Genomic DNA, 26,638 nt, shown 5'->3' with positions numbered 1-26,638 from the left:
GACTTCGACATAAAGCGGAAACGTGACGTCGTGTCGCATCAGCTCGAAGTTGCTGCGCCCGATCAAGTGGGCGACATTGTCGCGCGTGCCCGTGAAGAAGTTATCGACGCATAGCACGTCGTGGCCCGCATTGACGAGCCGTTCGCAGAGATGCGAGCCAAGAAAGCCCGCACCGCCTGTCACGAGTATCCGCTTACGATCGAGTTCTCTCACAGTGCCACCTCGCGTAGCAGGTTGTCCCAGTCGTGCGCGAACCGCTCGATGCCGAACCGCTCGAGCGCGGTACGCCGCGCGTTTTCCCCGAGGCGCTGCGCTTCGGCCGGATCGGCGAGCAACGCGCGCATTCGCTCGATGAGGACGTCAAGGTCGGTTGCCACGTAGCCGTTTTCGCCGTTGACAATGACGGTCGATAGCTCGGTGGTGGCCAAGCCGACGATCGGCATGCCGATCGTCATCGCTTCGATGATCGCGAGGCCGAGGCTCGTCCAGCGGATCGGATTGAAGAAGAACCGGTAACGCGCGGTGAACGCCGCTAAATCGAGATTGCCGATTTCACCGAGACCACCCGCTTGCTGCGCGTTCATCCCGACGAGATCGAGCGGGATACGCCCGGCTGCGGCGGCATAGAGGTCGGCGCCAAGACGGCGGCCCCGCGAGGCAAGGTTGTTGATGACGACGATGCCGCGCTCGAGTTCGCCCGTGTAGCGCACGCCTTCAGGCACGAGCACGCCATGTTCGATCACTCGCGTGGGGACCGCCTCGCCATCCCACATCAAGCGGTTGAAATGCGTGACATGCACGAGCAGCGTGGCCGGATCGTTCACCCAATGGCGCTCGGCGAAGGGATTGTTTTGTGGCGGATCGTGTTCGAGATAAACCGAGGGCAGCTTGCGCTGCGCTTCCGACAGCACCATGAGGCGATCGTGTTCCCACTGCTCGCGATGCTGATAGAGCACGACGTCGAATTCGCGCTGCGCGACGGCGGCGGCATCCACTTCATGGACGTTATCGCCCCACGGCAGGACGCCTGAGCGTCCTGCATACCCCGGCGGATTGCCCGGGCGCGTCACAAGCCAGAAATCGTGCGGCGCCTGCGTGAGGTAGTACAGGTAATTGCCATGGACGTGCCAGGTCAGCACGCGCAGACGGCGGTTACGTGGCATGGCCGGGCTCCTGTTCGCGGTGATGTGAGCGCACGTGCAGCACGCCCGCTCCGGCGGGATGGGCGCGTGCGTGATGGGAAAGCTGGTCGAGCGCCGCTTCGACAACCTGCGACACGCTGACGTTGAGCGCGCACGTGTGGCCGAAAGGACAATCGCGAAAGGCGCAAGGGCGGCATGGCGGATAGTCGGCCAGCACGCGGTGGCGGGTGTGGTCGAGCGGTGCCCAGCGGCGCGTGTCGCTACCCGAGGCGATGACCGTGCTCGGCGTGCGCATCGCGGCGGCGATGTGCGAGATGCCCGTGTCGTTGCACACCACGAGGCGTGCGCGTGCGACGAGCGCGGCGAGCCCTCCGAGTGTGGTCGCGCCTGTCAGATGCAATGCGGGGGCGGCCATCGCTCCGAGCACTGCCGCAGTAATGGCGGCTTCGTTGGAGGTGCCGGTGATCGCAATTTGCCAACCGCGCGCCGATAGCGCGTCGGCTACTTCGGCGAAGCGCGCGGGCGGCCAGCGTCGCGACGGGAGTTGAGCGCCCGGATGCAGCAGTATCAGCCGCTCGGGCTCGATGCCGTGCTTCGCTTCCAGCGCTTCGTATTCGCATCGGTCATGTAGTGAAAGCGGAAACCATAGCGTGTCGTCGCCGGCGTCGATGCCCAGTGCCCGCACGAGCGCCAGATAGCGGTGCGGCTCGGGCAGGTCGTCAGGCCAGGCGATGAAGCCGGGCTCGGTGGCCTCGTGCGGCTGATGAAACCCGGCGCACGAGCGTGCGCCAAAATGCTTGACGATGTCGTTGGCAGGGCCGCCACTGCCGTGCAGCTGCAAGGCGAGATCGAAATGCCGCGCACGCATCGTCGCATAGAACTGCGGCAACCCGGCATCGGTTTCCTCCTGTTCGGGAAATCCGGGCGCGCCGGGGAAGATGACGAGCTCGTCAATCAGTGTCGAGTACCGTTCGACGAAGCGTGCCGCCCACGGCAATCCGATCAGCGTGATATGCGCATCGGGCCATGCGCGGCGCAACGCGCGCAAGGCGGGAACGGCACAGAGCATATCGCCGAGCTGGAGCGCGCGAAAAAGGGCGACGCGCCTGGGCGCCGAAAACGGCGGCAAAGCGGGAGACGATGTTCGCATCAAAGGAACCATGTCCGATAGCGCCATGCACCACGCAAGCGCCAATAAAGGGAAAGGAAAGGAATCAAGGCGGAAGTCACGGCCATCTCCGTCACGTGCCGCCAGGTGCGACTGCGCCCGCGCATCCGCCGGGCGAAGAACCGGAACGTCAGGGCGATCCAGACGAGCGCGCCGGTGCCCGCGATCATCGGCGCTTGCACGGCCGCCCCCACGATAGCCGCCACTGCCGCCGTGACGGTCGCGTAATACCCGATCGGCGGCGTACTTGCGATGCGTTGCCGATAGCAATCGGGATGCTTGCGGTAAAGCAGCGCTTCGAACACGCTTTTGCGTTGCTGCGCGAGGCTCACGCCCCAACGTGCCGGCCGCACGGGGTGTATGACAAGGGCGTCGGGTGCCCTGACGATGCGTCCGCCCGTCGCCAGCAACGCGAACTGCAAGTCGGAATCCTCGCGCCATGCCGAGGTGAAACGCTCGTCGAACCCGTTGACGAGCGCCAGCGCGGCCCGCTTGACGAAGACATTCGCCGTGGCGAACTCCGCCCGTGCCAGTCCGCTGGCATCGGCCTCGTAGTCGGTCGGCCGTTCGGGCAACGGCACGGCAATCGCGCCGGCTGCGGCACAGGCGCCATCGGCCATCGCGGCAAGCCCGGCTTCGAGCCAACGTTCGTCGGGGATCGTATCGTCGTCGGTAAACGCGATCGTTTCGCCGCGCGCGTGGCGCCAACCGGCGTTGCGTGCGCCCGCCGGCCCTTGCGTGGCTTCGATGGGCAGGTAACGAACCGTTAATCCGCGCGCCAGATGGGCATCGGCGATCCGTTCGACGACCTCACGTGTGGCCTCGTCGGGCCCGTCATCGCATACGACGATCTCGAATCGCTGCGGCACCAGCGTTTGACGCATCAGCGCTTGCAAACATCGCTCGAGCATCGCTGGCCGGCGCCATGTCGGCACGACGACGGACACGTCGGGGCACAGCTTCGTCGTGGCGCCGTGCTCCGATGGTGCCGCGCTCTGGTATTGCGGCTGAGTGCTCGCCGGAGCCGGTGTATTCATGCCGCGCATCCTTGCTTCGTAATGAGAAACGGCCCGATGACGAGTGCGTCGAGCGGCGAGGTCCAAAACGATTCGAGCGCATCGCGTGGCGAGTTGACCATCGGTTCGCCGCGCGTGTTGAACGACGTATTGACGAGGATGGGTACCCCCGTGCGCGCGTGAAAGGCGGCGAGCAGATCGTAGTAGAGCGGGTGCTGAGAACGGTTGATCGTTTGCACGCGCGCCGTGCCGTCGACGTGACGGACGGCCGGAATGCGCTCCGCCACTTCCGGACGTATATCGAAGATGAACAACATGAACGGCGCCCGGCGCGCGTTCACGAACCATGCATCGGCCTGCTCTTCCATGACGACGGGCGCCACCGGTCGGAAATCCTCGCGGTCCTTGATTTCATTGAGCTTCGCCTGCATCCCCGAATCGATCGGCGAAGCGAGAATCGAGCGGGCGCCGAGCGCTCTCGGGCCGAACTCCGTGCGCCCTTGATACCAGCCGATCACATTGCCCGCCGCAAGCAGATCGGCAGTTTCGCCCGCGACGTCGTCCAGCCGCTTGAAGGGCACCTTCGACCAGCGCAAGAACGATTCGATCTCGGCATCGGCGTACGACGGCCCCAGATAGGCATGGTCCATCGTCCAGCGTCGCGCGTGGTCGCCGGTGACGCCGCGCTCGCGCCAATCGATCCAGAGCGCTGCCCCGAGCGCGGTGCCGGCGTCGCCGGCGGCGGGCTGCACCCACACTTCTTCGAAGGGGCCTTCGTCCCGTACGCGCGCGTTCATGACGCAATTGAGCGCGACGCCGCCCGCCATGCAAAGCCGGGGTAGACCCGTTCGTTCGTGAAGCCAGCGGGCGAGCTCGAGCACGGTCTCTTCGAGTACCGTTTGCAGCGAACTCGCGACATCGTAGTGATGCCGTTCCAATGGGCCGCCGCGTTCGCGCGCAGGCCCGAAGCGTTCGACGAGCGCAGGCTCTTCCACCGTATAACTGCCGTTGCCGCGATAGCGCACGATTTCACGAAAGGCGTCCGCATACGCCGGGCGGCCGAATGCTGCGAGCGCCATGACCTTATATTCGTCCGATGAGTGCAGGAAGCCGAGCCAGCTCGTCACCGCTTCGTAGAGCAGGCCTAGCGAGTGGGGTAATTCGACCTGCTTGATGCGCTTGTATTGGCCCTCCACGAATTGGCCGAGGCTCGTTGTGACGCCTTCGCCCCGTCCGTCCATCGTCAGCACCGCGGTGTCGCCGAACGGCGCAGCCAGAAATGCGCTGGCTTCGTGCGCGAGGTGATGTTCGACGTAGTGCCAGCCGAAGCGGTGGCCGCCGACCGGCGCGCGGAAGCGCTTCGCGAGATGATGCGGCGCACCGTCGATGAGCTGCGCGCGTGCGTTGACGATGTAGCTGATGAACAGCGGATCCCAGGGCGACTGGCCCGGATGCGAGGGGCGCTGCAGGGCGGGTTCGAGAGGCAGCGCGATCGTCGCCGCCCCGTGCGCCGGGTCGGGCATCGCCGGCAAGAGGCCGGGGTTGTATGAATAGGCGACATGGTCGACATCGGCGAGCGCGATACCCGCTTCCTTCAAGCAATAATCGATCGCGTCGAACGGCATCTGCCATGTGGAAAACGGCACGGGCCGCTTGGCATGCTTGACGTGCGTGAAGCGCTCGTCTTCGGCGGCAGCGACGACGACGCCATCCTTGACGAGCGCCGCGGCGCTGTCGTGGTAAACGGCATTGACTCCGAGTGTGTACATGGCGATAGTCCGGCGGTAGTCAGGAAGAGATCGGGGTGTGTGCCGACGTTGGATCGGGCTCCGGCTCGGGCTCCGGCTCGGGCTCGGGCTCGGGCTCGGGCTCGGCAAAAGGAGGCTGCATCGACGCCGGCCGTGCGCTGCCTTCCGCGGCGAGCTCCAGCGCGGCCGCAGCGACGTCAACCGCCGGGACGCCGAGCAGGCAGCCGTGATGGCCGGCTGGACACACGCCGCGGTAGCACCAGCGGCATTCGACGTCGCTAAACAGGACCCGCTGCGAGGTTTGCCACGGCGTGTGCTGGGGATTCGTCAATGCATAGATATCGACGACGGGCGTGCCCAAGGCTGAAGCAAGATGGACGGGGCCGCTGTTGTTCGTCACAAGTACAGTGGTGCGTTCGATCAGCGCGGCGAACTCGCCCATATTGAGGCGTCCTGATAGATCGTGAAGACGGCCGCGGACCGATGCATCGGCCGAGTCGATCACCTCGCGCACGAGTGGGGCTTCATCCGAGCCTCCCGTCAGCAGAATCGGCCACGTACTCGCACGCGCCAAACGGGTCGCCACGTCGCCGAAGCGATCGGCCGGATAGCGGCGCGAAGCGGCGCTGGCGCCAGGATGAATGACGAACCAGGGGCCTTGCGGCGCGAGGCCGTGCGTGGCGAGCTTTGGCGCCAGGGATCTGCGCGCGTCGGCACTGACGGCCAAGCGCATCCGTGTATCGGCGCAGACCGCGCCGATTTTGGCGACGAGCGCCAGTTGACGCTCTACTTCGTGTCGTACGCCGCTGTGCGGCTCGGTCTCACATACCCAATCGGTCAGGAGACCGTAGGGATTTTCCCGGCAGTGAGCGAGCCGTCGCGGAATGCCGGCGAGATAGCACAGCATCGCGGCCGGCAACGCGCTTTGACTATAGACCGTGAAGATCGCCGCGGCGTCGAACCGCTGCGCCTCGAGTGTTCGCTGCATGGCGAGATCGACGTCCGGCGCGCAGGACGGCGAGAACCCGTGCCACGGCGCATCGTAGGCGATGACTTCATCGACGTCGCTCAAAAATGGCGCGGCTTGTGCGCCCACGCTCGATGTCAACAGCGCGATGTGGCTCCCTGGGAACGACGTACGCAACGCATGAATCGCGGGCGTCGTCATCAGGATGTCGCCGAGCCGGTCCAGCCGCACGCACAGAATGCGTTTGACCTCCGGTCCCCAATGCGAGACGCCGGTGTCCCGTTCGTGAGCCTGCGAAAGCGTTGGCGCGATTTTGAAAGGCAGGGCGCTCATCGGACGCCCCCTTTGTTTGCACACCCGCCCGATGGGTTGCCGGCGGGGGCGCCCGTCGAACCACCGCGTGCTTCGGGGGCGGGGCCGGCGGTGGAAATCGGATCGTCCTGAAAGTCGTCGGCCTGCGGCGGGCGCACCATCGGATCGTGTTCGCGAATGATGGCGAGCGCGGCCCTCCACAAATCGGGCTCACGCAGTGTTGGGATGCGTGCGGGACCGGGCTCCCATAACGTTTCATGACCGTTGTCGATGAGCACCGTCCGGCAGCCTGCGCGTGTGCCGGCTTCGATGTCGTCGAGGATGTCGCCGATGAACCAGCTATTGCTCAGATCGATCGCATGTTCGCGTGCGGCCTGCAGCAACAATCCCGGTTCCGGCTTGCGGCAAGCACAGCGGCAGGCATAGCGCGCGACGACACCGTCCGGATGATGCGGGCACCAATAGGCGCCCTCGAGTGTGACGCCGCACGCTTCGAACATATGCGCCAAGTGCGCTTCCATGCCGGCGAGTGCCTCGTAGGGGAATCGCCCCAACGCCACGCCACTTTGGTTACTGATGACGAACAAGCGGAAACCGTGCGCGGCAAGGATCGCGAGCGCCTCGGCCGCCCCGGGCGCGAAGCGCATGAGGGCGGGATCGACGTTATAGGGGACGTCGTCGAGGAGCGTCCCGTCCTTGTCGAACAGCACGGCGGCATGCGTCATGGCGGCGGCCCTCGAACGACCCGGCAGCGAATGCGTGCTCAAGCGCGGCCCGCCGCGGCATGCGCACTGCCGGCACGCGGGGCGCGCGTGCTGCGCCCGTCGACAAGGCAGGTCTCGTCGGCCGGCGCGCGGGCGACGCCGCGATAAACGTCCTCGAGCATGCGGGCTACCCGCGTCCACGTGAAGCTGGTGTGGACGCGTTCGAGCCCGGCTTCGCCCATCCGTTCGCCGAGTGCCGGATCCCGTGCGAGGCGCGACAGACGCTCCGCCAGCGCATCGGGATCGCGCGGCGGCACGAGGAAACCGGTCTTGCCGTCGACGACGGTATAGCGGATCCCGCCGACGTCCGAGCCGATGACGGGGCGCGCGCAGGCCATCGCTTCGATCGGCGTAATGCCGAACGGCTCATACCAGGGCGTCGTGACGAACACATCCGCCGCGCCGTAGAACTCGCGCAGCTGTGCGCGGCCGCGGCGGCCGACGAACGTCACGTGATCGGCCACGCCGCAGCCGGTTGCAATGCCGCGCAGCCGTGCGATTTCCGGGGTGGCGATTTCGTTCGGCAAGTCTGCGTTGCCGCCGACGACATACAAGTGCGCATCCACGCGGGCCTGTTCGCGCAGCCTGGCACGCGCGCGCACCACGGTGTCGATCCCCTTGCGCGGAACGAGGCGCCCGAGCTGGAGCACGGCGAAGCGCTCGCGCGGCCATCCGAGGGCCGCGCGGGCGGCGGCTCGATCCATCCGATCGAACTCCGCCGTATCGAACCCGCATGGGACGATTTCGACGCGGGACGGATCGGAGCCGTAATGTTCATGCAGGTCGGCCGCGTCTTGCGGACACTCGGCGATGACAACGTTCGACTCGCGCACGAGCTGGTCCTCGATCGCGAAACGTGCATCCGGAAAACCATCGTCCGCCCCTTGATGAATCCGTCGTACTTTGCCCAGCGCGTGAAACGTCGTCACGAGCGGGATGCCGAGCGCGGCCTTCACCTTCAGCGCGGCCATGCCCGACATGAAAAAATTCGCGTGGATAACGTCGTATGGCGTGCGCTCGCGCCGGCAGAACCCCACGAGGAAATCCGCGAACTCGGGCATGAATGGCAGCAGCGCTTCCTTGGGCATTTGCGTGGGCGGCCCGGCCGGCACATGAATGACGCGCACACCCTCCATCTCGGACACGGCCGGCAACAGCGCGCGATCGCGCCGCGTGAACACATCGACTTGGTGGCCTAGACGGTGCAACTGCCGCGCGACATGGGCGACATAAATGTTTTGGCCGCCACTGTCGACGCCACCCGCCACGGCTAGAGGCGACGCATGTTCACTGACGAGTGCGATTTTCATGAGTAGTCCTTGATATTGAAAGCCTGCCAGGCGAGCGCGCAATCCGCCGGTGTACGGTCTTTCCGCGAAGTGCTCGCGTCCTGTCGAGCACACGGTGTGCCCATCGTTTCGCGCGACCGGTCAAACGTGCAGAAGCGTTGCAACGCTTCGAAACGCTGATGTGATCTTTACCCGGTCGCGTCAACATGACGTCCGCGTTACAGAGTCGATGTAATTAATAAGCGGCGCGGCGCGCTCGGCGGCGAGGCCATTGCGCGTGCGATCGGGCACCCGTGGAGTACTTTTTGCTGTCCCGACCAAGCGAGCGCTTGGCGAATCTGACGTGCGGCGCGTGCTAAGCGCAGTGGGAACGAATCAATCAAGAATGGAGAGCGGCTGCGCATCCCGCACTCGAGCGCCGAGGGTCGAACGCGGATTTAACGGACAGTAAAGACACCCTATGAGATGAATACGAGGATATCGGTAGTGGTGCTCACGCATGACCGGGCGCCTGAGGTGACCCGCACGGTGGAGCGGTTGCTGGCGTTGCCGGAACGCGCGCCCGTCATCGTCGTCGACAATGGTTCGACCGACGGCACCGCCCAAGCGTTACGGCGTCGTTTCCCCGGCGTGAGGGTGATCGAGTGCCGCGACAACCTCGGGGCGGCGGGACGCAATCGAGGCGTGGAGGCGGTGGCGACAGACTACGTCGCTTTCAGCGACGACGACACGCACTGGGCACCCGGCTCGCTGGATCGAGCGGTACGGATACTCGATGAAGCACCACGCGTTGCGGTATTGTCGGCGCGCGTTCTGGTCGGCGAAGCGGGCCAGCTCGATCCGACGTGCGCCCGTATGGAAGCGAGCCCACTCCCGCGCGAGACGCTGCCCGGCCCTGCGCTCATCGGGTACATGGCCGGCGCTTGTGTCTTCCGCGCCTCGGTGTTCCGCGAAGTCGGCGGCTATGAGCCCCGCTTGTTCATCGGCGGCGAGGAATCGCTCGTGTCCCTCGATCTGCTGGATCGCGGCGATGCAATCGTCTATTGCGATGCGCTGACGGTCACCCACCACCCTTCGCCCGCGCGCGATGCCACGCTGCGCCGGCGGATGCTCGCGCGCAACGCCGCGCTCGTCGCATGGCTGCGCTTGCCGCTGCCGGAAGCCGTCGCAGCGTCGGTGCGCGCGCTGGCCCTTCAGGCCAGGGAGGGCGCGTTCGTGCGGGATGCGGCTGTGCTCGGGGCCGGTATCGTCTGGGCATTGCGGCGCCGGCGCGTCGTGGGGGCGCCGGTCTTGCGCATGCGTCGGCTGGTGCGCGAGGCCGAGCGGCAAGCCGCTGCGCCGCCTATCGACACCGCAACGGCGGAGCCCGATCGATGACGACATAGCGCTCGGGCTCGACAAGATCGCTCGGATGCGGATCCGCAAGCGCGCGCAGCTGGCTTCGATAAGCATGCACGGCGCGCCATTTGACGTTGGCCGAACCGGGCGCGCACAACGGTGGCAACGGTGCCCGCGGGTGCGCATCGAGCGCAGAGTAGGCGTAGCCCTGCCGTCGCAGCTTGTCGTATTGCCGGCGCGCAGCGCCTCGAATCGTTCGATAGAGCGCATCTTCATACAGGATTGCGTCTTCAATCCGCTCTTGTCGTATGAGCGCACGACAGGCTTCCCCCACCAATACATGATCCGAGTGGTACAAGCCGAGCGGCGCGACCAGGCGGCCGGATCCGCCGGTTCGCCAAGCGTCCGTCAGTGCCAGCGTCAGTTCGGCGACTGTGGGCGTTGCCCCATATTGACTGTCCAGAAACGACAGGCGAACGGCGCGCGCCTGTACCAGGGCGAGGGCGTGCTCATCCTCGGCGATGCGCGCGCGCAGCGCGTCGCTCGAGTCGCGATGGCCCGCGCTGTTGTCCCAAGCCGTCCGCTGCGGCGGAGCGGGTGCGCCGCAAAACACTGTGCAGATAAGCGAGCCCGGATGGCTCGCGAGCATCATGCCGCAGCTGAAAACCGCGTCGTCCAGGTGCGGCGAGACGACGAAGAGCGGGGCACCGCGGCCGGCTGTGGAAGAAGAGGGAAGCATGAAGCGACGGCCGAGCAAGGGAAGTGCCTGCGCTTGCGCTACCATCGCAGCTCTGGCAATGACGGGCAACGAAGCATGACTCTGGACAAGACGGACCGTGCCATTCTCATGGCGATCCAGGCGGACGGCCGGATGACGAACGCGAGCCTTGCCGAAGCGGTCGGCTTGAGCGAGACGCCCTGCGCGCGGCGCCTGAAGCGGCTCGAGGCCGAGGGGTACATCGAAGGCTACCGTGCCGAGCTCTCGAAGCGGGCACTGCAGATCGGCGTGACGGCCTTCGCGCTGGTGCGCTTCGGGGTGCACGATCGGCGTCTTGCCGACGAATTCGAGCGGCAGATCCAGGGCTTGCCCCGGATCGTGGCGTGCCATAACGTCGCGGGCAGCGCCGATTATCTCGTACACGTGGTCGCGCGCGATCTCGAAGATTACGGCGCGTTCTTGCGCGACGTGCTGCGCGCTTTGCCCGGCGTCACGTCGGTGGAATCCGTCCTGTCGCTGCGGGAGGTTAAACGCAACGCGGGCCTGCCGCTGCTGTGAGCGACAGGCCCTAAGGAAGCCCCTCCGGCTGATCGGCGTTTGGTCGTCCGGACATACTCATTGACGGACGCGCCGGCGGCGCGGGCCTTGGCAGGCCGCCTCAGGCGGCGAGGGCTTGACGAATCGCCTCGGCCAAATCCCCGGCCGCGAACTTCGCGACGTACCCCGTCGCCCCCGCGTTTTTGACGTGCGCTTCGTTGGCGGTGCCCGTCAACGAGGAATGGATGATGACGGGAATGTCGCGCAGCCGCTCGTCAGCTTTGATCTGGCGCGTCAGCATGAAGCCGTCCATTTCGGGCATTTCCAGGTCGGTCAGCACGAGGGCCACCTTGTCCCGGGCGCGCATGCCTTCCTTTTGAGCGTCGGCGGCGATCTTCGTGAGCGTGTCCCACGCCTCTTGGCCGGTCTTCGTGATGATGTATTCGGCGCCGAGCGCGGAGAGGCTTTGCTCGATGAGCTTGCGGGCGAAGCCGGAATCGTCGGCCGCCAGAATCTTGGCCCCGCCGCTCATCTTGACCGAGGTGCCCACGTCAGCCGCTTCTACGCTGGGATGCTGTGCGGGGAAGACATCGCGCAGGACCTGCTCGACATCCACCACCTGGGCGAGACGCGAATCGCCGGTATTGCCGTCGATGCGCGCGATGCTCGTCACCGAGCTGCCGCCGGCGGAGCCTTCGGCCGACAGCACCTGATTCCACTCCAGGCGGACGATATCGTCGACTTCCTCGACGGCGAACGCCTGCGTCGAACGAGCGAACTCGGTCACGAGCAGGATGTTCAGGCCGCGCGTAGGCTGGCAGCCCATCAGCTTCGGCAGATCGATGACGGGGATGATCTGGCCGCGAATGTCGACGGCGCCGATCATGTGTTCCGACGCGCCCGCGATCGGCGTGATCGTCGGCATCGTCATGATTTCGCGCACCTTGAAGACGTTGATGCCATACAACTCGTGCGATTCGTCGTTTCCGGGGGCGGCACCGAGCCGAAACAGCAATAGCTCGAACTTGTTCGAACTCGTCAGGTTGGTGCGTTCGTCGATCGAGTGATGATCAGCGGCCATCGAAATATTCCTCTTGGGTTGCGCCTGGGCGTCGCGGTTGCACCCTGGAGTCGGGTTTGGGCCGTCGATGCTCGGGCTATACCGCGGATAACGGCGCGCCGCCGGGAAAATTGATACGAACTGGCGTTTCCCCCGAGAAAACTGTTAAGTTCGCCGAAACATATGACGTTATAGGCGGTAGGCCCTATTGCATGACGCCAGGTTGGCAATAGGTCTCATTGCAATCGCCACGTCGGCTTTTGACCTAACGACGCGACTCTTCTTTCCATGATCGATGCTCAAGTGCCCGGCCTGCCGCACATAGAGAGCGCCTTCCAGCCCGTGCTGTCGCTGGCTCACGGGGCCGCCGTCGGATACGAGGCGCTGCTGCGCGCGACATCCGGCAGCGCGCCGTGTTCGCCCGATGAAGCGTTCGCCCTCGCGCGCCGGGCTGGCCGCTACGGCGAATACGAGCGCGCGTGCACCTTGCATCATCTGCGGCGATTCGTCCGCTTCGCGGATGACGAAACTGTCCTCTTTCTGAACCTGCATCCCGATGTCCTGGCCGATCCGGTTCATGGGCCCGCGCTCGCGGACGACCTGCTTGAAAGCGGCGTGACACCCGGACGGGTGGTGATCGAGGTACTGGAGGCGAGGCAGGATACGCCGCTTGCGCTGATCGACGCCGTGGATCGCTTACGGCGCTACGGCTTCCTGATCGCGCTGGACGATTTCGGCTCGGGGCTCACGAATCTCGGCCGGGTGTGGGACCTGCGCCCGGACGTCGTCAAGCTCGACCGCGAATTGATCTGTAAGGCGGTGACCAGCTATCGGAATGCGCGGAGCCTGCTGCGCCTCGTCGATTTGTTGCATGACATCGGCACTTTTATCGTCGTCGAAGGGATCGAGACGGAGGAGCAAGCGCAACTCAGTGCCGATTGCGATGCCGATTTCGTCCAAGGCTATTACTACGGGCGGCCCACGATCGACGTAGAGGCGGGCGGGACACTGGCCCGGGTGCCCACCTCCACGCTGGGCGCTCAGCTCACCGATGCGCGCAAACTGCGCCGGGTGAGCGATCTGGACGAACTGGCGCCGTACCGCCGGGCGTTTGGCCTGTTCCGGGACGCCTGGTGCTGGGGCGTACCGATCGAACGGGCCGCGCGGCATTTTCTCGAATGCGAATGGGCCCTGCGCGTGTTCGTCCTCGACAATACCGGGCGGCAGGTTGGCGAGAACATCGAATCCGAGCGGCACGACCATTGGCGCCGGGCCACGTTCCCGATCCTGGCGCGCAGCGCCGGCGCGAACTGGTCGAAGCGGACGTACTTTCGCGACGCGCTCGTCCGTCCGGGCGAGACGATCGTCAGCGAGCCGTATATGTCGTCGAGTTCGAAGAACCTTTGCGTGACCTTGTCAGTGCTTGTGAACGTGGGCGGCAACGGGTTCGTGCTCGGGGCCGATATCCTGTTCGAGGGGCTGTGCCGGACGCTGGCTTGATTCGGGCCCGGCGCATCGCTTATCCGCGTCGCGCCAGACAAACCCGAGCGGCCTCCCGATCGGCGGGCGTCAATCCCGCTGTGAATTCGAACTTGCCGCCGATCAACGTGGCCACGCATGCTCCATCGCGCAATGCGAGGCGATTGCCGACCCACGCCGGCACCTTTTCGCCCGGTAGAATCGTGCCGACGATATTGAGCGGATCCGCGGCGCATACGGAAACGAATTGCCCGTCCGGCTCGCGCTTGCGCACGTCGCGCAGCAACGCGAGGGCTTCGGGCAGGGCGAATTGCTCGCCCGATAGCCCGTTCACGAACCGGCCGCCGCGGATCAGCCCTCTTGCCTCCATGCGGTGAAATACGTGCAGGAGATCGCGCCAGCGCGGCAGCCATGCGGGTTCCCGCTCCAGCAATTGCCAAAACACCACGCCATATCGGCGCAGCAACGCCATGGCGGCATGCTCGATCACGTCGGGCGCCGGGGAGGCAGTCACGGTGCGCGATAGTCGCGTTTCGCTTCGAAGTGACGCGTCCGTCTCTTGCGACATGGATCGATCCGGCCCGCTGGGCCGGCGCAACAATGCCCATCGGCCGGCGTCGTGCATCCCGCCGATCAATGCGCCACGATGCGCGCCGCGCCGCGTCATCCCCCGTGAACCGCGCTGGCGCGCGACAGCGGGCGCGATGAGGGCACGCAGCCCCGCGAAACTGTCGGCGTTGACGAGCCCGGCCGCCACGAGTTCGCCCAGCGCGGCTTCGACTTCCAGCGGCAGCGCCCGGGCTTCACTGACCAATTCGTCGAAGAACAGGGCGCCGTGCCGCGACAGCGCCTCGAACAACACCGAAGCGCGCGAAGAAAGCCCGTCCGGCGCCTCCGATGCATTCGCACGATCCGCTCGGTGATCAGCCAGCGCATACCAAACCGGCAGCGCGCGTCGCGGCAACAGAACGATCGGTGTCGTTCGGACGGGGGTGCTGGCGCTTCGTCCATCGGCCGCGAAGCGAGCCCAAACGAGCTTGCCCGAGCGGCACAACTCATCGAGCGTGGTGCCCGTGTAATCGCGCAACCGCGCCGGCAGGATCTCTTCTTCCCACGCGGCCGCCGCCGCCTCGAAGCCTTCCAGTTGGTCGAGCGTGGCGGCGAGCGCGTCGCGCCCCATCCCGCGCGCGCTCGGCGCAACGCGCTGCCACTCGATTAAGAATCGTACAAAGTCGGCCCGTTCGACGGGCTCAATCTCCCGTCGCAAGCGCTTGATCGTATAGCGATGTATGCGAGCAAGGAGGTGCCGCTCGCACCATTCGTCCTGCGTCGCGCCGGGGCTGAATCGGCCGCGCATGGCATAGCCCTGGCGCTCCAGTGCCACGAGCGCCGCGGCGACGTCCGCTGCCGGCAAGGCAAGCGAGCGCGCAAGCGCCGGCACCGGCTCGGGCCCGAGCCCCGATAGCCGCGCGCGCAGGATATCGACGAGCGCGGCTTCCGTTGCCCAGTCTTCGGCGAAGCCCTGCGGCGCAGTCAAAGGCGGCGCGTACGCCGCATCGGGATACACGGCGCGCAAGCAGGTCAATCGTTCGACGGGCAGCCAAACAGCTTCGTCTTCCGCCACCTGCATACGCGTCGCGCGACCCGAATGCGCCAGCGATTCGAGCCATTGCATCCAGTGCTCATGAGCCCGCGCTTCCGTGTCGTTGATGCAGGCCAGTGTGACCAACGCCTCATGCATCTCGTCCGCGTTGCGCGCTTGCGGCCAAGCTTCGTCGCGCACGGCGGCGATCGCGTCGGCATCGAGCGCACCGAGCTCGGACGCTTCCTCGGGATCGGTCCAGCGGCGCGAGAGGACCGCTTGCGTGCGGCGCTCCTCGAGCGGGGCATCATCGAGAAACGCATAGGGCCGCGCATTGAGGATTTCGGCGGCGAGCGGCGAGGGCGCGGACAGCTCCCGCGTGACAAGCGCCACCTCGCCGCTTTCGATCCGCCGCAGCAATGCCAGCCATCCTTCGCAGTCCATCGCTTCGTGCAGGCAGTCGTCGACCGTTTGATCGACAAGCGGATGCCGCGGCAGCTCGCGTTCGCCGGCGACGTTTTCCAGACACGCGACTTGATCGGGAAAGACGGCCGCGAGCAAGTCTTCGCTTTTCATGCGCTGCAGCTGCGGCGGCGTTTTGCGACCGCCGGTGAAACGCGGCAACGCAAGCGAAGTCACGGCGTTCCAGCGCCAGCGCACATTGAACAGCGGCGCATCGAGCAACGCCTGAACCAACACATGTTCGGCGCTCGCGGAACGCAAAAACCGCCATACCTCGTCAAGCGGGAAGCTGTGACTGCCTGTCAGCGACAGGACGATCGCATCTTCGGTCGCGGCCGCCTGCAATTCGAAGTTGAACGTTCGGCAGAACCGTTTTCTGAGCGCAAGCCCCCAAGCGCGGTTCAAGCGGCTGCCGAACGGCGCATGAATGACGAGCTGGGTGCCGCCCGATTCGTCGAAGAACCGCTCCATCACGAGCGTGTCTTGCGTGGGCAGGACCGACAAGGCCGCTTTCGCGCGAGCGAGATAATCGACGATCTGACGCGCCGCGCTCTCGTCGATCGCCAGTTCGTTCACCAGCTCGGCGACGGCCTGCGTCTGGATTGCGGAAGCGCTTTTGTTTCGGGGCGCGGATGATTGATCAGGACTGCCAAGCAATTCGTCGACACGCGCCCTGAGCCGCGCCACCGCGGCCGAGAGCTCGTCGCTGCGTCCCGGCGCTTCGCCGAGCCAGAACGGAATGTTCGGCGCTTGCCCCTCGGCATCGACCACGCGGACGCGGCCGGGCTCCACACGTAGGATCTTGTAGGAGGTATTGCCGAGTTGAAAGACATCGCCGGCCAGACTTTCGACGGCGAAGTCTTCGTTGACGGTGCCGATGTTGAGCCCTTGCGGTTCGAGCAGGACGGCGTAATCGGCGTTGTCGGGGATGGTCCCGCCCGACGTCACCGCCGTCATCTTGCCGCCGCGGCGTCCGCGCAGCGTCCCTTTAACGATGTCGCGATGGATGTAGGCGCCGCGCGGGCCATACCGGCTCGTGTAGCCCTCCGCCAGCATGCGCAGGACCGCGTCGTATTGCTCGCGCGCGAGCTCGGCGTAGGGCGCGGCGTATTTGACGCAAGCGAACAGGGCTTCTTCGGTCCATTCCTCGCATGCCGCCTCGGCGACGATCTGCTGCGCCAGCACGTCGAGTGGCGCGTGTGGCAGCGCGAGCGCATCGAGTTCGCCGCGCCGGACACAGTCGATCAATGCCGCGCATTCGATCAGATCGTCGCGCGAGTTCGGGAACAAGCGGCCCTTCGGCATGCCGCCGACCTGGTGGCCCGAGCGCCCGACGCGCTGGAGAAACGATGCGATGCCGCGCGGCGAACCCAACTGGCACACGAGATCGACATCGCCGATATCGATGCCGAGTTCGAGCGAAGCCGTGGCGATCAATACGCGCAGCGTCCCGCTTTTGAGGCGCTGCTCGGCATCGAGCCGATGCTCCTTGGCCATGCTGCCGTGATGGGCTGCAACGGCGTCCTTGCCGAGGCGGTCCGTCAAATGTCGCGCGGCGCGCTCGGCCATGCGGCGCGTGTTGACGAAGACGAGTGTGGTGGCGTGGGCGCAGGCGAGTTCCGCCAGCCGATCGTAGACACGCTCCCACACCTCGTTCGCCATCACCGCCTCCAGCGGGACAGGCGGTAGTTCCAGTGCGAGGTCGCGCGCACGATGGTGGCCCACATCGACGATCGCGCAGCGTGCGGCCTCGTGCGTGCCGACCAGAAAGCGCGCGACCGCTTCGATCGGTTTTTGCGTGGCGGACAGTCCGATGCGCGGCAGACGGCGTTTGCACAATGCGTCGAGCCGTTCGAGCGAAAGCGCGAGATGCGCGCCGCGTTTGCTGCCGACCATGGCATGGATTTCGTCGACGATGACCGTACGCGTCGTGGCCAGCATGCGGCGGCCCGAATCGGACGAGAGCAGCACATAGAGCGATTCGGGCGTCGTCACGAGGATATGCGACGGGCGGCGCTTGAGCGCATTGCGCTCCGCTGGCGTGGTATCTCCGGTGCGCACGGCCGTGCGGATCTCGATGCGCGGCAGGCCCATCCGGGCGAGTTGGTCGCCGATGCCCGCCAGCGGCCGGTCGAGATTGGCGTGGATGTCGTTCGACAGCGCCTTGAGCGGCGAGACGTAGACGACCAGCGTTTCATCGGGCAGCGTGCCGCCGTGCGCCAGGCCATCGCGCACGAGTTCGTCGAGTGCCCATAGGAAGGCCGTCAGTGTTTTGCCCGATCCCGTGGGCGCCGCGACGAGCGTCGATTCACCGGCGCGAATGTGCGGCCAGGCGCGCATCTGCGCGTCGGTCGGCGCGGAGAAGGCCGATTCGAACCAGGCGGCAACGGCCGGATGGAACGAGGCAAGCGGGCCGGCGCTCGAGGGGGCGTTCATTTCGACGATGTGAGGGTGGGACATTGCGTTCTCAAGGTCATCACCTGATTCGATCGGTCCAAACACGACGCGGGCCCGCGCGTTTCCTTTGCCCTAAAGCTCGCGCGGAAACATGTCGGTGCTCGCCGCATAGGTGGACAGATAGATCAGCGGCGCGACGACGAGCAGTGCAACCCCGAGCGTCAACACGCTGGCCAACATCAAGCCGGCCACGATGAGACCGTACATAAGCGCGGCCTGCCCGTTGTGCCAAGTCGCCGCGAAGCTCGCACGCAACGCATCGGCCGGGGTGGCGCCGTTCAGCACGATCAAAGCAGGCGCGAGCCACAGTGCCATTGTGCCGATCACGGCGGCCGTCAAATAGATGGCGCCCGCGATCAGCGCGACCAAGGAATGACTGTTGCCGGCGCCGCCGAAGGCGAGCAGTTGCAGCGCGCTGGCCGCTCGGTCGCCGGTCAGATCGCAGACGATCGCGATCAGCAAGCCGAAGACGGCCGCCGCGAAGAGCGGCTGGAAATTCGCGCGAATGCCGCGCACGACGTCGGCCAGCCCCACGTTGCCCGTCGCCCGGCAGTGATCGACGGCACAGATCATGCCTCCGGTCCACAGTACGGTAAACACGGCGGTCAGATCGCTCGCATAAGGCAGCTCGTAGAGGACGGCAGTCACGAGCAGATCGATCACGCCAAGCAGGATCCAGCTAGCCGGACGCAGCTGAAACACTGCCCAGCTTTCGGCGATCCATTGTGAACCTTGGCGGCCGGCGACGACGCGCATGTGCATGAAAAAGGGCTCCGCATTGAAAGGAAGTCGAAGGCCCAGGGGCCCAAGCCCAATTATCGCCTGCCGGTGGCCCGGGGCTGGGGAGTGGTTTTCGAACGATGACCGGACGGCGTGCGCCGCGCGAATTCGATTCAGTGAAATCCTACGCGATGACTGCGTTTCGCCAAGCCCGCAATCAGCGTGAACAGGATACTAGGTACGCCGCTTGCTGCGCTCCGCGAAATGCACACGGTACCGGGCAATGACCATTCATATCGGCATATCCGGCTGGCGCTACGCAGGGTGGCGCGGCGTCTTCTATCCGAAGGGCTTGGCGCAGGCGCGCGAACTCGATTACGCGTCGCGTGCGGTCGATACGATCGAGATCAACGGCTCGCACTATTCGCTGCAAACGATCGGCAGCTACCGGTCGTGGTACGCGGCGACACCCGACCACTTCGTCTTCAGCGTGAAAGGCCCACGGTATTTGACACACATGCTGCGCTTTCGCGACGAAAGCGCGCGGCCCGCGATCGCGAACTTCTTCGCTTCGGGGGTGCTGGCGCTCGAGGAAAAGCTCGGGCCGTTTCTCTGGCAATTCCCGCCAAACTTCCCCTTCGATGCGACTCGGCTCGAACGATTTCTGTCGTTGCTGCCTCGAACCGTCGACGAAGCGATGGCCCTGGCACGCCAGCACGACGCACGCGTCAAAGCGCCATGGTTCGATACGACGCGCAGCGGCAGGTTGCGTCACGCGGTGGAAGTGCGGCACGCCAGCTTTTGCGTCGCGGCTTTTCCCGAGATCTTGCGCCGCCATCACGCATCGCTCGTGATTTCCGATTCGGTGGCCGGATGGCCGTATTTCGAAGATGTGACGGCCGATTTCATCTACATGCGCTTGCATGGTACCGAAACGCTGTATAGCGGCGCGTATGCGGAACCTGCGCTCGATCGATGGGCCGAACGCATTCGGGCATGGGCGCGAGGGCAAGAGCCGGTGGATGCGAAACGTCTCGCTGCGACGCGCCCCAAGCGCGCGAAGCGCGATGTGTTTTGCTATTTCGACAACGATCAAAAAGTGGAGGCGCCGTTCGACGCGAAACGGCTGAAGGACCGGCTCGGCAGCGACGCCACGGCACGGCCCCGTGCAGAGCCGGCGCGAGCGCGGCACCGACGGGCGGCGCACGGCCGAGCGGCGGTGCCGAAAACCCCTTAAAGTGGTGCGGTCGCAGGCATACAGGAAACAGACTGGAATGACGGGGCCGGTTCTGCCCGCCGCCGCGATTCCATTAATAGGAGCGACCCGATGAGCATCGCCGTACCCGAGTTGCAACGCGCTTACGACGACGTTCGGCGGCACAGTGTTGCGCTTGCTGAACCGCTGTCGGCGGAAGATCAGGGCGTGCAGTCCATGCCCGATGCAAGTCCGACGAAATGGCACCTCGCCCATACGACGTGGTTCTTCGAAACGATCGTGCTGAGGCCGCATTTGCCCGGCTATCGGCCGTTCGACGAGCGCTATGCGTATCTTTTCAATTCGTACTACGAAGCACTGGGCCCGCGCCATGCCCGACCGCAGCGAGGGCTGCTGACGCGGCCTTCGCTGGAGGAAGTGCATGCGTACCGGCATCACGTCGACGAATCGATCTCGACGCTCCTGAATCGCCTCGATCGCGGCGCATTGGCTCGCATCGAGCCGCTGATTACGCTTGGCTTACATCACGAGCAGCAGCACCAGGAACTCATTGTTACGGACATCGTCCATGCCCTTTCCTGCAATCCGCTGATGCCGGCCTACCGCCCGCGGCCAGCCGATGCAGCCGATGCAGCCGATACTGCGCCCGCAACGGAGCCGCACGCACGCATCAGCGCGCAGCCGCTGGAGTGGCTGCGCCAGGCGGGGGGCATCGTGGCGATCGGTCATGACGGCCGGGGTTTTGCATTCGACAACGAGGGCCCGCGTCACGACTACCTGCTGCGGCCTTACGAGATCGCGCACCGGCTCGTGACGTGCGGCGAATATGCGGCGTTCATCGCGGACGCGGGCTATGCGCGCCCTGAACTCTGGCTTTCCGACGGTTGGGCCACCGTTCAGCGCGAAGGATGGACGGCGCCGATCTACTGGGTGCCTTGCGAGGGGAGGGGTGAAGGCGGCGAAGCGGGCGCGTCCGGGAACTGGCGCGTGTTCGGCTTGTCCGGACTACAGGCACTCGATCCCGGTGCCCCCGTTTCGAACCTGAGCTTCTACGAGGCGGCGGCTTACGCCGAGTGGGCGGGCGCGAGGCTGCCGACGGAATTCGAATGGGAGGCGGCGTTCGATGCGCCTGGGATCGAGCAGATGACGGGACATGTCTGGCAGTGGACGCGCTCATCGTACGACCCGTATCCGGGGTTTCGTCCATTGGCCGGCGTCGCGGCCGAATACAACGGCAAGTTCATGGTGGGCCAGCAAGTGCTGCGTGGCGGCAGTATCGCGACGCCGCCGGGGCATACGCGCTCCACGTACCGCAACTTTTTCCCGCCGGCCGCCCGCTGGCAATTCACGGGAGTACGCCTTGTACGAGACAACTGACGCAGCAGCGCTGACAGGCGCGCCCCCTCGGCACGTAAGCGCCGATTCGCACGACGATTTTCGTCGCGATCTGCTGGCCGGTTTATCGAGGAGCCCGCGCAGCGTCGCACCGAAATACTTCTACGATGCGCACGGTTCGGCATTGTTCGACCGTATTTGCGACTTGCCCGAGTATTACCCGACACGCACGGAGCGGCGCATTCTCGAACGGTATGGCCGCGAGATGGCCGAGGTCGTCGGGCCGCAAGCGGATATCGTCGAATTCGGCGCGGGTTCGCTCGAAAAGATTCGGATTCTGCTGCGCTCGTTCGACGCGCGCGCTGTGCCGCGCCGGTATTTTCCGATCGACATTTCGGCGGCGCATTTGGAAGAGGCTTCGCGGCGCCTTCATGCGGATTGCCCTTGGCTGCAGGTACGCCCGATCGCTGCCGATTACATGAACGAAAGCCAGCTATCGGAGTTGACCGCATCGACGAGCCGCCGGGTCGGTTTTTTCCCGGGCTCGACGATCGGCAATTTCGATCGCGACGAAGCGCTGGCTTTCCTGCGGCTGGCGGCCCGTTTGCTCGAGGGGGGCGGCTTGCTTGTCGGCGTGGATCTCGTCAAGGATCCGCAAACGCTGCATCGTGCGTACAACGATGCACAGGGCGTGACGGCGGCGTTCAATTTGAATTTGCTGCGACGGGCCAATGCGGAGCTATCGGCCGATTTCGATTTACGCGAGTTCGCGCATTATGCGTTCTACGATCCGCGGCGCTGCCGAATCGAAATGCACTTGCTGAGCCGCTGTGCGCAGACGGTTCATGTGGCGGGGCGCGATTTCAGCTTTGCACAAGGAGAAAGCCTTCATACCGAGAACTCGCACAAGTTCACGATAGAAGGCTTTCGAAAGTTGGCTGTGTCGGCGGGCTTTCGGCCCGGTCCCGTTTGGACCGACGAAGCACAGCTCTTCAGTGTGCATTGGCTCGAAAGCCCGGCGGGCGGGACGCGCGCGTCATAGTGCTCTGCGCCCCGCTGCGCGCGGCTGTTGGACGCGATTCAATCGCGATCCCAGCCGCGGCCCCAGCCGTGGTGTTCCCGCCATTCATGCTCGCGCCACTCGCGACGGCGCCATTGACGCTCGCGCCAGCCGCCGTCATCGCCGCCCCAGTAGCCCACGGCGACGGGCGGCGGCGCATACACTTGCGGCGGTGCCACGTAGACGGGTTGGGGTGCCGCATAGACGGGCGCCGGAATACCGATGCCAACGGCAAGATCGACGTGAGCCGAGGCTGCCTTGGACATCGCGAGCGCCGCGATACCGACACCGATCACTGCAGCGAAGATCTTCTTGTTCATGGGGACGACTCCTTGCGCGTTGCCTGCGCTCGTTTTCTAGGAAAGACGAGCTCAGTGTAGGGGCGTGCCCGCGATACATGTGAAAGTGCCGTGCGAGATTGGTAACGCTGTATTACGTGCGGATGGCGTAGTGGGCCGAGTGGGGCGAAGGTCGTCGTCGATGGGCTCGACGACGAGAACATGAAGCGTATCGTCCTGCGCACTCCGGACGGGCACGCGTTCGAATGGTGTAGGTGCCACGCCTGACGTTGCCAAGCCTGCGGATTAAGCGTTGCCGGCTTCCTTTTCGAGCCCTTGGCGCAGCAACTCGCCGACGAGGCCCGTGATGCCCTCGGGATGCGCGGCCGCGCGCTCCTTCAGTTGTGCGACCAGATCCGCATCGAGCTTGCAGGCGAACGGCACGAGGCCTTTCGCCTGATCGAGCTTGCGCTGTTCGCGGCGGTTGGCCGGCGCTTGCTCGGCGCCTTTGCCGAAGCGCTCAGATTGCGATTGCTTCAAGGATTGGGTCAGTTTCAACGCCTTGTTCTTTTCAAGGTCGAATTTCTTCATTGCCATGGCTTGCGTCCCGCGGGTTGGATCGATCAGCGCGTATTGTACGCAGTCCTAATGAGCACGCCGAATCGGCACTGGTTTTTCATCGTTTCACTGCGCCCCTATCGGCACGGATCAGCATGGCCAAACGCCGAATGAGCGGCACGAACGACGACTCCGACGTATTGCCGTAGCCGAGCACGAGGCCGTTGTCTTCCGGCAGCGGGCACGACGCAAAGCGCGACAGCGGCATCGGCGCCATATCGAACGCGCGCGCGGCTTCGGCAATGCGCACGTCGACGCAATCGGCCGGCAGTCGGATGGTCAAGTGCATGCCGCTGTCACCGCCGGCGACAACATGCGGAACGTCGAGATACTGCGTCAATGCGGCGCGCAGCGCGTCTTGCCGCCGCTTGTACAGGCGGCGCATCCGCCCGAGATGACGGCTGAATTGCCCACTTTCGATGAACTCGGCCAAAGCAAGCTGTTCGTAGCGATGACCGCCCCGCAGCGCCTCCTTCAGCAGCGGCGCAGCCTGAGGCGCCAAGATCTCGGGCAAGACGAGAAATCCCAGGCGCAGCGACGGAAAGAGCGTCTTGCTGAACGTGCCGACATAAAGCACCTGCGCGTTCGGCACCAAGCCCTGCATGGCGCCGACGAGTTCGCCCGAATGGCGGTATTCGCTGTCGTAGTCGTCCTCGATGATCCAGGCGCCGTAACGCTGCGCGTTGCCGATCAGATCGAGCCGGCGTGCCGCCGTGAGCACGGCCCCCGTCGGGTATTGATGAGAAGGCGAGGTATAGATGAGCCGCGGCGTGTGCGTGGCCCATGCTTGTTCGGGGATCCGCAAGCCGTTGTCGTCGACGCGCATCGGGATGATATCGAGGTCGCCGCAGAGCATGGCCGTGCGGGCGCCGCGGTAGCCGGGCTCTTCGATCCAGGCTTTGTCGCCGGGATTCGTCACGAGGCGGACGCACAGCGATAACGCCTCCTGCGCCCCTTCCGTGATGACGATATGTTCAGGCGCGCAGCGCACGCCGCGGGCGACGGCAAGGTGACGCATGATGGCCGTGCGCAACGCCGGTTCGCCCTGTGGATCCCCGTACCAGAGGCCGGCCGTTCCGGTGCGCCGGACGGCGCGATCGAGGCAATTTTTCCAAGCGCTCAACGGAAAGCGGGCGAGCGCGGGCACGCCAGGCCGAAATGGCAGATCCTGGCCCGCACCTGGCGTACTCTCGCGCACACGCACGGCACGTTCAGCGATCGCGGGCGCGGCGGCCCGCCGGGACGCAGCCCCATCATGTGCCCGGCTGGCAGACTGAGTGAGCGTGCTGACCCGCGTTCCCTGGCGGCTCAGCGCGATATAGCCTTCGGCGCCCAGCAATTCAAAGACGGCGGTGACGCTATTGCGCGAAACGCCGAGCGCCGTTGCGAGCGTGCGCGACCCGGGCAGCCGGCAGCCAGAGGGCAAGCGCCCGTCCAGAATGGCGCCGCGAATGCGCTGATGCAGTTGCCGCTGCAACGATGCACCGGCCTTGTCTCTGACGAGCGGTGTTTCGAGCAGCAAATCCAGCACGGGGCCGGCGGACTCATCGAGGGCTGGCATGCGGGCAGTCAGGTCGGGAGGGGGCTATTCGTCGTGGCACCATAGAATAGTTCAGATGTGGCTCTTTTCTGTGAGCCACGAGGGATTTTAAAGTCTTTCCACGAAGACGCAACCCGGGAGTTCCCATGTCTACTTTCACGAACGAATACGGCCAACCGATCGGTGCGCCGGTACCCGGCTGGTCGCAGCGGCCGGTACCGGGCGCGGTGACGCTCGAAGGCACCTATTGCCGCCTCGAACCGCTCGATGTGGCGCGCCATGGGCACGATCTTTACGCCGCGTACCGAGCGGCGCCCGACGGCCGGGATTGGACCTATCTCTCGGTGGGGCCGTTTGCCGAAGCGCAGGATTACCTGCGCCATCTTGAGGCGGCTGCGCGCAGCGAGGATCCTCGGCACTTGGCCGTCATCGAGCGCAAAACGGGAAAAGCGGTCGGGACGTTGGCGTTGATGCGAATGGACCCAACGAATGGTGTCATCGAGGTGGGGTTCGTGACGTTTTCGCCGCTGCTCAAGCGCACGCCTATTTCCACAGAGGCGCAGTACTTGTTGATGGCGCATGTGTTCGATGAGCTTGGCTATCGCCGATACGAGTGGAAATGCGACAGCCTGAACGCGCCGTCGCGTGCGGCGGCGGAGCGGCTCGGCTTCAAATTCGAGGGCATCTTTCGGCAGGCCACTGTGTATAAAGGCCGCAACCGCGATACCGCGTGGTTCTCGATCCTCGACACGGAGTGGCCGGCGCAAAAGCAAGCGTTCCAAGCGTGGCTGGCGGCGGAGAACTTCGATGAGCAGGGTCAGCAACGCAAATCGCTCGGCGATCTGCGTCGGCTTCAGTCGGTGTGATCCAAGTTCAGCGGCGGCGGCGGGTGCGCGTGGCCGCCCCCGCTACGCGCCGAGCCGTCCGATGGCATCCAGCTCGGCCAGCGTTTCATCGGAAAGGCGCAAAGCCTGCGCTTTCAGGTTCTCGCGCAGATGGTCGACCGACGACGTACCCGGTATCAACAGGATGTTCGGCGCCCGATGCAGCAGCCAGGCCAGCGCCGTCTGCATCGGCGTGGCGTCCAGCGTCTCCGCTATCTTCGATAGTGCGGCCGACTGAATTGGCGAAAAACCGCCGAGCGGAAAGTAAGGCACGTACGCGATTCCCTGCGTGGCGAGTTCGTCGATGAGCGCATCGTCATGCCGGTGCATCAAGTTGTAGTGATTCTGCACACAGGCGATCGGTGCGATCTGTCGAGCTTGCGCGACCTGCGCCACTGTCGCGTTGCTCAGGCCGATGTGCCGAATCAGTCCTTCCTGCCGGAGGCCTGCCAGCGTTTCCATTTGCCGCTCGATTGCGCCTTCTTTCGGCTCATGGGGGGCGAACATGAGCCGCAGGTTCACGACATCCAGCACATCAAGCCCGAGGTTGCGCAGGTTGTCGTGCACCGCTCGCCGGATGTCATCCGGCTCCTGTGCAGCCAGCCACGAAGCGTCATTGCCGCGAACCGCGCCCACCTTCGTCCCGATGACAAGCGATTCCGGGTAAGGGTGCAGGGCCTCGCGGATGATCTGATTCGTGACATGCGGCCCATAAAAGTCGCTCGTGTCGATATGATCGACGCCTGCTGCGACCGCCTCGCGCAGCACGTTCAGCGCGGCAGCGCGATCTTTCGGCGGGCCAAAAATGTGTGGACCGGACAGACGCATGGCGCCGTAGCCGAGGCGGTGTACCGTGCGCCCGGCGAAGGCGAACGTGGTGTTGACAGGGGTTGATGGCATGACGCCTCCTTCATTGACGTTCAGTTGTTAACGTTCTGTAGTTGACCC

At 65.2% G+C, this 26,638-nt stretch carries 23 protein-coding genes; 7 read left to right on the top strand and 16 right to left on the bottom strand.

The features are described from left to right. The 8 genes from ACTHL0_RS26840 to ACTHL0_RS26805 all read right to left on the bottom strand — a co-directional run. Positions 1-213, bottom strand: a 213-nt coding sequence (locus ACTHL0_RS26840; RefSeq protein ID WP_440570161.1) for an NAD-dependent epimerase/dehydratase family protein, incomplete at its 3' end; no start/stop codon positions are given. After that, positions 210-1,163 (bottom strand): glycosyltransferase family 4 protein, encoded by a 954-nt coding sequence (locus ACTHL0_RS26835; protein ID WP_440570159.1) that lies wholly within the window; start codon positions 1,161-1,163, stop codon positions 210-212. The genes ACTHL0_RS26835 and ACTHL0_RS26840, both read right to left, overlap by 4 nt. Beyond that, a complete protein-coding gene (locus ACTHL0_RS26830) occupies positions 1,153-2,292 on the bottom strand; it encodes a glycosyltransferase family 9 protein (protein WP_440570158.1) in 1,140 nt (379 codons plus the stop codon). Before ACTHL0_RS26830 ends, ACTHL0_RS26835 begins: the two co-directional genes overlap by 11 nt. Next, entirely contained in the window at positions 2,292-3,347 is a 1,056-nt protein-coding gene (locus ACTHL0_RS26825) for a glycosyltransferase family 2 protein (RefSeq protein ID WP_440570157.1), read from the bottom strand. The genes ACTHL0_RS26830 and ACTHL0_RS26825 overlap by 1 nt, the downstream gene beginning before the upstream one ends. Beyond that, the gene (locus ACTHL0_RS26820) at positions 3,344-5,095 is read right to left on the bottom strand and encodes a carbamoyltransferase family protein (RefSeq protein ID WP_440570156.1); all 1,752 of its coding nucleotides are present in this window, start codon (positions 5,093-5,095) and stop codon (positions 3,344-3,346) included. Before ACTHL0_RS26820 ends, ACTHL0_RS26825 begins: the two co-directional genes overlap by 4 nt. A gap of 19 nt (positions 5,096-5,114) precedes the next feature. Next, positions 5,115-6,374: a glycosyltransferase family 9 protein gene (locus tag ACTHL0_RS26815; protein ID WP_440570155.1), complete on the bottom strand. Its 1,260-nt coding sequence runs from the start codon at positions 6,372-6,374 to the stop codon at positions 5,115-5,117. Next, positions 6,371-7,078, bottom strand: a complete 708-nt coding sequence (locus ACTHL0_RS26810; protein ID WP_440570154.1) for a D-glycero-alpha-D-manno-heptose-1,7-bisphosphate 7-phosphatase — start codon at positions 7,076-7,078, stop codon at positions 6,371-6,373. The genes ACTHL0_RS26815 and ACTHL0_RS26810 overlap by 4 nt, the downstream gene beginning before the upstream one ends. 38 nt (positions 7,079-7,116) lie before the next feature. Then, on the bottom strand, positions 7,117-8,427 hold the full coding sequence (locus ACTHL0_RS26805; RefSeq protein ID WP_440570153.1) for a glycosyltransferase family 4 protein: 1,311 nt from the start codon (positions 8,425-8,427) through the stop codon (positions 7,117-7,119). Between the two features lie 444 nt (positions 8,428-8,871). Here ACTHL0_RS26805 and ACTHL0_RS26800 point away from each other — a divergent pair, with 444 nt between their 5' ends. Then, positions 8,872-9,783 carry a glycosyltransferase family 2 protein gene (locus ACTHL0_RS26800; RefSeq protein ID WP_440570152.1) on the top strand — a complete coding sequence of 304 codons (912 nt, stop codon included), beginning with the start codon at positions 8,872-8,874 and terminating at the stop codon, positions 9,781-9,783. On the opposite strand, the gene ACTHL0_RS26795 is transcribed toward ACTHL0_RS26800, so the two are convergent. Continuing rightward, complete coding sequence (locus ACTHL0_RS26795; protein ID WP_440570151.1) at positions 9,749-10,528, bottom strand: PIG-L deacetylase family protein; 780 nt, start codon at positions 10,526-10,528, stop codon at positions 9,749-9,751. The two genes, ACTHL0_RS26800 and ACTHL0_RS26795, sit on opposite strands and share 35 nt — an antisense overlap. Before the next feature lie 30 nt (positions 10,529-10,558). On the opposite strand from ACTHL0_RS26795, the gene ACTHL0_RS26790 reads away from it, so the two are divergent. Then, positions 10,559-11,020, top strand: coding sequence for an Lrp/AsnC family transcriptional regulator (locus tag ACTHL0_RS26790; RefSeq protein WP_440570150.1), 462 nt, complete (start codon positions 10,559-10,561; stop codon positions 11,018-11,020). A gap of 100 nt (positions 11,021-11,120) precedes the next feature. On the opposite strand, the gene ACTHL0_RS26785 is transcribed toward ACTHL0_RS26790, so the two are convergent. Beyond that, the gene (locus tag ACTHL0_RS26785) at positions 11,121-12,080 is read right to left on the bottom strand and encodes a chemotaxis protein CheV (RefSeq protein WP_440570149.1); all 960 of its coding nucleotides are present in this window, start codon (positions 12,078-12,080) and stop codon (positions 11,121-11,123) included. 267 nt (positions 12,081-12,347) lie between these two features. On the opposite strand from ACTHL0_RS26785, the gene ACTHL0_RS26780 reads away from it, so the two are divergent. Then, complete coding sequence (locus ACTHL0_RS26780) at positions 12,348-13,559, top strand: sensor domain-containing phosphodiesterase (protein ID WP_440570148.1); 1,212 nt, start codon at positions 12,348-12,350, stop codon at positions 13,557-13,559. Between the two features lie 19 nt (positions 13,560-13,578). Here the strand turns inward: ACTHL0_RS26780 and ACTHL0_RS26775 are convergent, their stop codons facing one another. After that, positions 13,579-18,042 carry a DEAD/DEAH box helicase gene (locus tag ACTHL0_RS26775; protein ID WP_440570147.1) on the bottom strand — a complete coding sequence of 1,488 codons (4,464 nt, stop codon included), beginning with the start codon at positions 18,040-18,042 and terminating at the stop codon, positions 13,579-13,581. A 69-nt stretch (positions 18,043-18,111) separates the two neighbouring features. Beyond that, positions 18,112-18,801, bottom strand: a complete 690-nt coding sequence (locus ACTHL0_RS26770; protein ID WP_440570146.1) for a BPSS1780 family membrane protein — start codon at positions 18,799-18,801, stop codon at positions 18,112-18,114. A gap of 241 nt (positions 18,802-19,042) precedes the next feature. Here ACTHL0_RS26770 and ACTHL0_RS26765 point away from each other — a divergent pair, with 241 nt between their 5' ends. The 3 genes from ACTHL0_RS26765 (at position 19,043) to egtD (ending at position 22,352) form a co-directional block, all read left to right on the top strand. Next, on the top strand, positions 19,043-19,996 hold the full coding sequence (locus ACTHL0_RS26765; RefSeq protein WP_440570145.1) for a DUF72 domain-containing protein: 954 nt from the start codon (positions 19,043-19,045) through the stop codon (positions 19,994-19,996). 90 nt (positions 19,997-20,086) lie between these two features. Then, on the top strand, positions 20,087-21,352 hold the full coding sequence (gene egtB / locus ACTHL0_RS26760) for an ergothioneine biosynthesis protein EgtB (protein ID WP_440570144.1): 1,266 nt from the start codon (positions 20,087-20,089) through the stop codon (positions 21,350-21,352). After that, on the top strand, positions 21,336-22,352 hold the full coding sequence (gene egtD, locus ACTHL0_RS26755) for an L-histidine N(alpha)-methyltransferase (RefSeq protein ID WP_440570143.1): 1,017 nt from the start codon (positions 21,336-21,338) through the stop codon (positions 22,350-22,352). Before egtB ends, egtD begins: the two co-directional genes overlap by 17 nt. A gap of 38 nt (positions 22,353-22,390) precedes the next feature. Here the strand turns inward: egtD and ACTHL0_RS26750 are convergent, their stop codons facing one another. From ACTHL0_RS26750 to pdxR, 3 genes are all read right to left on the bottom strand, one after another. Then, entirely contained in the window at positions 22,391-22,690 is a 300-nt protein-coding gene (locus ACTHL0_RS26750) for a hypothetical protein (RefSeq protein ID WP_440570142.1), read from the bottom strand. Positions 22,691-22,954: 264 nt separating this feature from the next. Then, positions 22,955-23,245 carry a hypothetical protein gene (locus ACTHL0_RS26745; RefSeq protein ID WP_440570141.1) on the bottom strand — a complete coding sequence of 97 codons (291 nt, stop codon included), beginning with the start codon at positions 23,243-23,245 and terminating at the stop codon, positions 22,955-22,957. A gap of 79 nt (positions 23,246-23,324) precedes the next feature. Beyond that, a complete protein-coding gene (gene pdxR / locus ACTHL0_RS26740) occupies positions 23,325-24,827 on the bottom strand; it encodes a MocR-like pyridoxine biosynthesis transcription factor PdxR (protein ID WP_440570140.1) in 1,503 nt (500 codons plus the stop codon). Between the two features lie 125 nt (positions 24,828-24,952). Between pdxR and ACTHL0_RS26735 the strand changes: the two genes are divergently transcribed. After that, positions 24,953-25,672 carry a GNAT family N-acetyltransferase gene (locus ACTHL0_RS26735; protein WP_440570139.1) on the top strand — a complete coding sequence of 240 codons (720 nt, stop codon included), beginning with the start codon at positions 24,953-24,955 and terminating at the stop codon, positions 25,670-25,672. A gap of 42 nt (positions 25,673-25,714) precedes the next feature. Here the strand turns inward: ACTHL0_RS26735 and ACTHL0_RS26730 are convergent, their stop codons facing one another. Next, entirely contained in the window at positions 25,715-26,590 is an 876-nt protein-coding gene (locus ACTHL0_RS26730) for an aldo/keto reductase family oxidoreductase (RefSeq protein ID WP_440570138.1), read from the bottom strand. Positions 26,591-26,638 lie beyond the last annotated feature (48 nt).

The organism is Trinickia sp. (genome assembly GCF_051961175.1).
Lineage (GTDB): Bacteria > Pseudomonadota > Gammaproteobacteria > Burkholderiales > Burkholderiaceae > Trinickia.
Note: the sequence above shows the minus strand (reverse complement) of the source record. Positions and strands in the feature narration are given on the sequence as shown.

What these genes read in the sequence shown, in the direction of transcription:
- ACTHL0_RS26835 (WP_440570159.1), bottom strand. Translation starts at nt 1,163, where the DNA reads ATGCCACGTAACCGCCGTCTGCGCGTGCTGACCTGGCACGTCCATGGC.
- ACTHL0_RS26830 (WP_440570158.1), bottom strand. Translation starts at nt 2,292, where the DNA reads ATGCGAACATCGTCTCCCGCTTTGCCGCCGTTTTCGGCGCCCAGGCGC.
- ACTHL0_RS26825 (WP_440570157.1), bottom strand. Translation starts at nt 3,347, where the DNA reads ATGAATACACCGGCTCCGGCGAGCACTCAGCCGCAATACCAGAGCGCG.
- ACTHL0_RS26820 (WP_440570156.1), bottom strand. Translation starts at nt 5,095, where the DNA reads ATGTACACACTCGGAGTCAATGCCGTTTACCACGACAGCGCCGCGGCG.
- ACTHL0_RS26815 (WP_440570155.1), bottom strand. Translation starts at nt 6,374, where the DNA reads ATGAGCGCCCTGCCTTTCAAAATCGCGCCAACGCTTTCGCAGGCTCAC.
- ACTHL0_RS26810 (WP_440570154.1), bottom strand. Translation starts at nt 7,078, where the DNA reads ATGACGCATGCCGCCGTGCTGTTCGACAAGGACGGGACGCTCCTCGAC.
- ACTHL0_RS26805 (WP_440570153.1), bottom strand. Translation starts at nt 8,427, where the DNA reads ATGAAAATCGCACTCGTCAGTGAACATGCGTCGCCTCTAGCCGTGGCG.
- ACTHL0_RS26800 (WP_440570152.1), top strand. Translation starts at nt 8,872, where the DNA reads ATGAATACGAGGATATCGGTAGTGGTGCTCACGCATGACCGGGCGCCT.
- ACTHL0_RS26795 (WP_440570151.1), bottom strand. Translation starts at nt 10,528, where the DNA reads ATGGTAGCGCAAGCGCAGGCACTTCCCTTGCTCGGCCGTCGCTTCATG.
- ACTHL0_RS26790 (WP_440570150.1), top strand. Translation starts at nt 10,559, where the DNA reads ATGACTCTGGACAAGACGGACCGTGCCATTCTCATGGCGATCCAGGCG.
- ACTHL0_RS26785 (WP_440570149.1), bottom strand. Translation starts at nt 12,080, where the DNA reads ATGGCCGCTGATCATCACTCGATCGACGAACGCACCAACCTGACGAGT.
- ACTHL0_RS26780 (WP_440570148.1), top strand. Translation starts at nt 12,348, where the DNA reads ATGATCGATGCTCAAGTGCCCGGCCTGCCGCACATAGAGAGCGCCTTC.
- ACTHL0_RS26775 (WP_440570147.1), bottom strand. Translation starts at nt 18,042, where the DNA reads ATGTCCCACCCTCACATCGTCGAAATGAACGCCCCCTCGAGCGCCGGC.
- ACTHL0_RS26770 (WP_440570146.1), bottom strand. Translation starts at nt 18,801, where the DNA reads ATGCACATGCGCGTCGTCGCCGGCCGCCAAGGTTCACAATGGATCGCC.
- ACTHL0_RS26765 (WP_440570145.1), top strand. Translation starts at nt 19,043, where the DNA reads ATGACCATTCATATCGGCATATCCGGCTGGCGCTACGCAGGGTGGCGC.
- egtB (WP_440570144.1), top strand. Translation starts at nt 20,087, where the DNA reads ATGAGCATCGCCGTACCCGAGTTGCAACGCGCTTACGACGACGTTCGG.
- ACTHL0_RS26750 (WP_440570142.1), bottom strand. Translation starts at nt 22,690, where the DNA reads ATGAACAAGAAGATCTTCGCTGCAGTGATCGGTGTCGGTATCGCGGCG.
- ACTHL0_RS26745 (WP_440570141.1), bottom strand. Translation starts at nt 23,245, where the DNA reads ATGGCAATGAAGAAATTCGACCTTGAAAAGAACAAGGCGTTGAAACTG.
- pdxR (WP_440570140.1), bottom strand. Translation starts at nt 24,827, where the DNA reads ATGCCAGCCCTCGATGAGTCCGCCGGCCCCGTGCTGGATTTGCTGCTC.
- ACTHL0_RS26735 (WP_440570139.1), top strand. Translation starts at nt 24,953, where the DNA reads ATGTCTACTTTCACGAACGAATACGGCCAACCGATCGGTGCGCCGGTA.
- ACTHL0_RS26730 (WP_440570138.1), bottom strand. Translation starts at nt 26,590, where the DNA reads ATGCCATCAACCCCTGTCAACACCACGTTCGCCTTCGCCGGGCGCACG.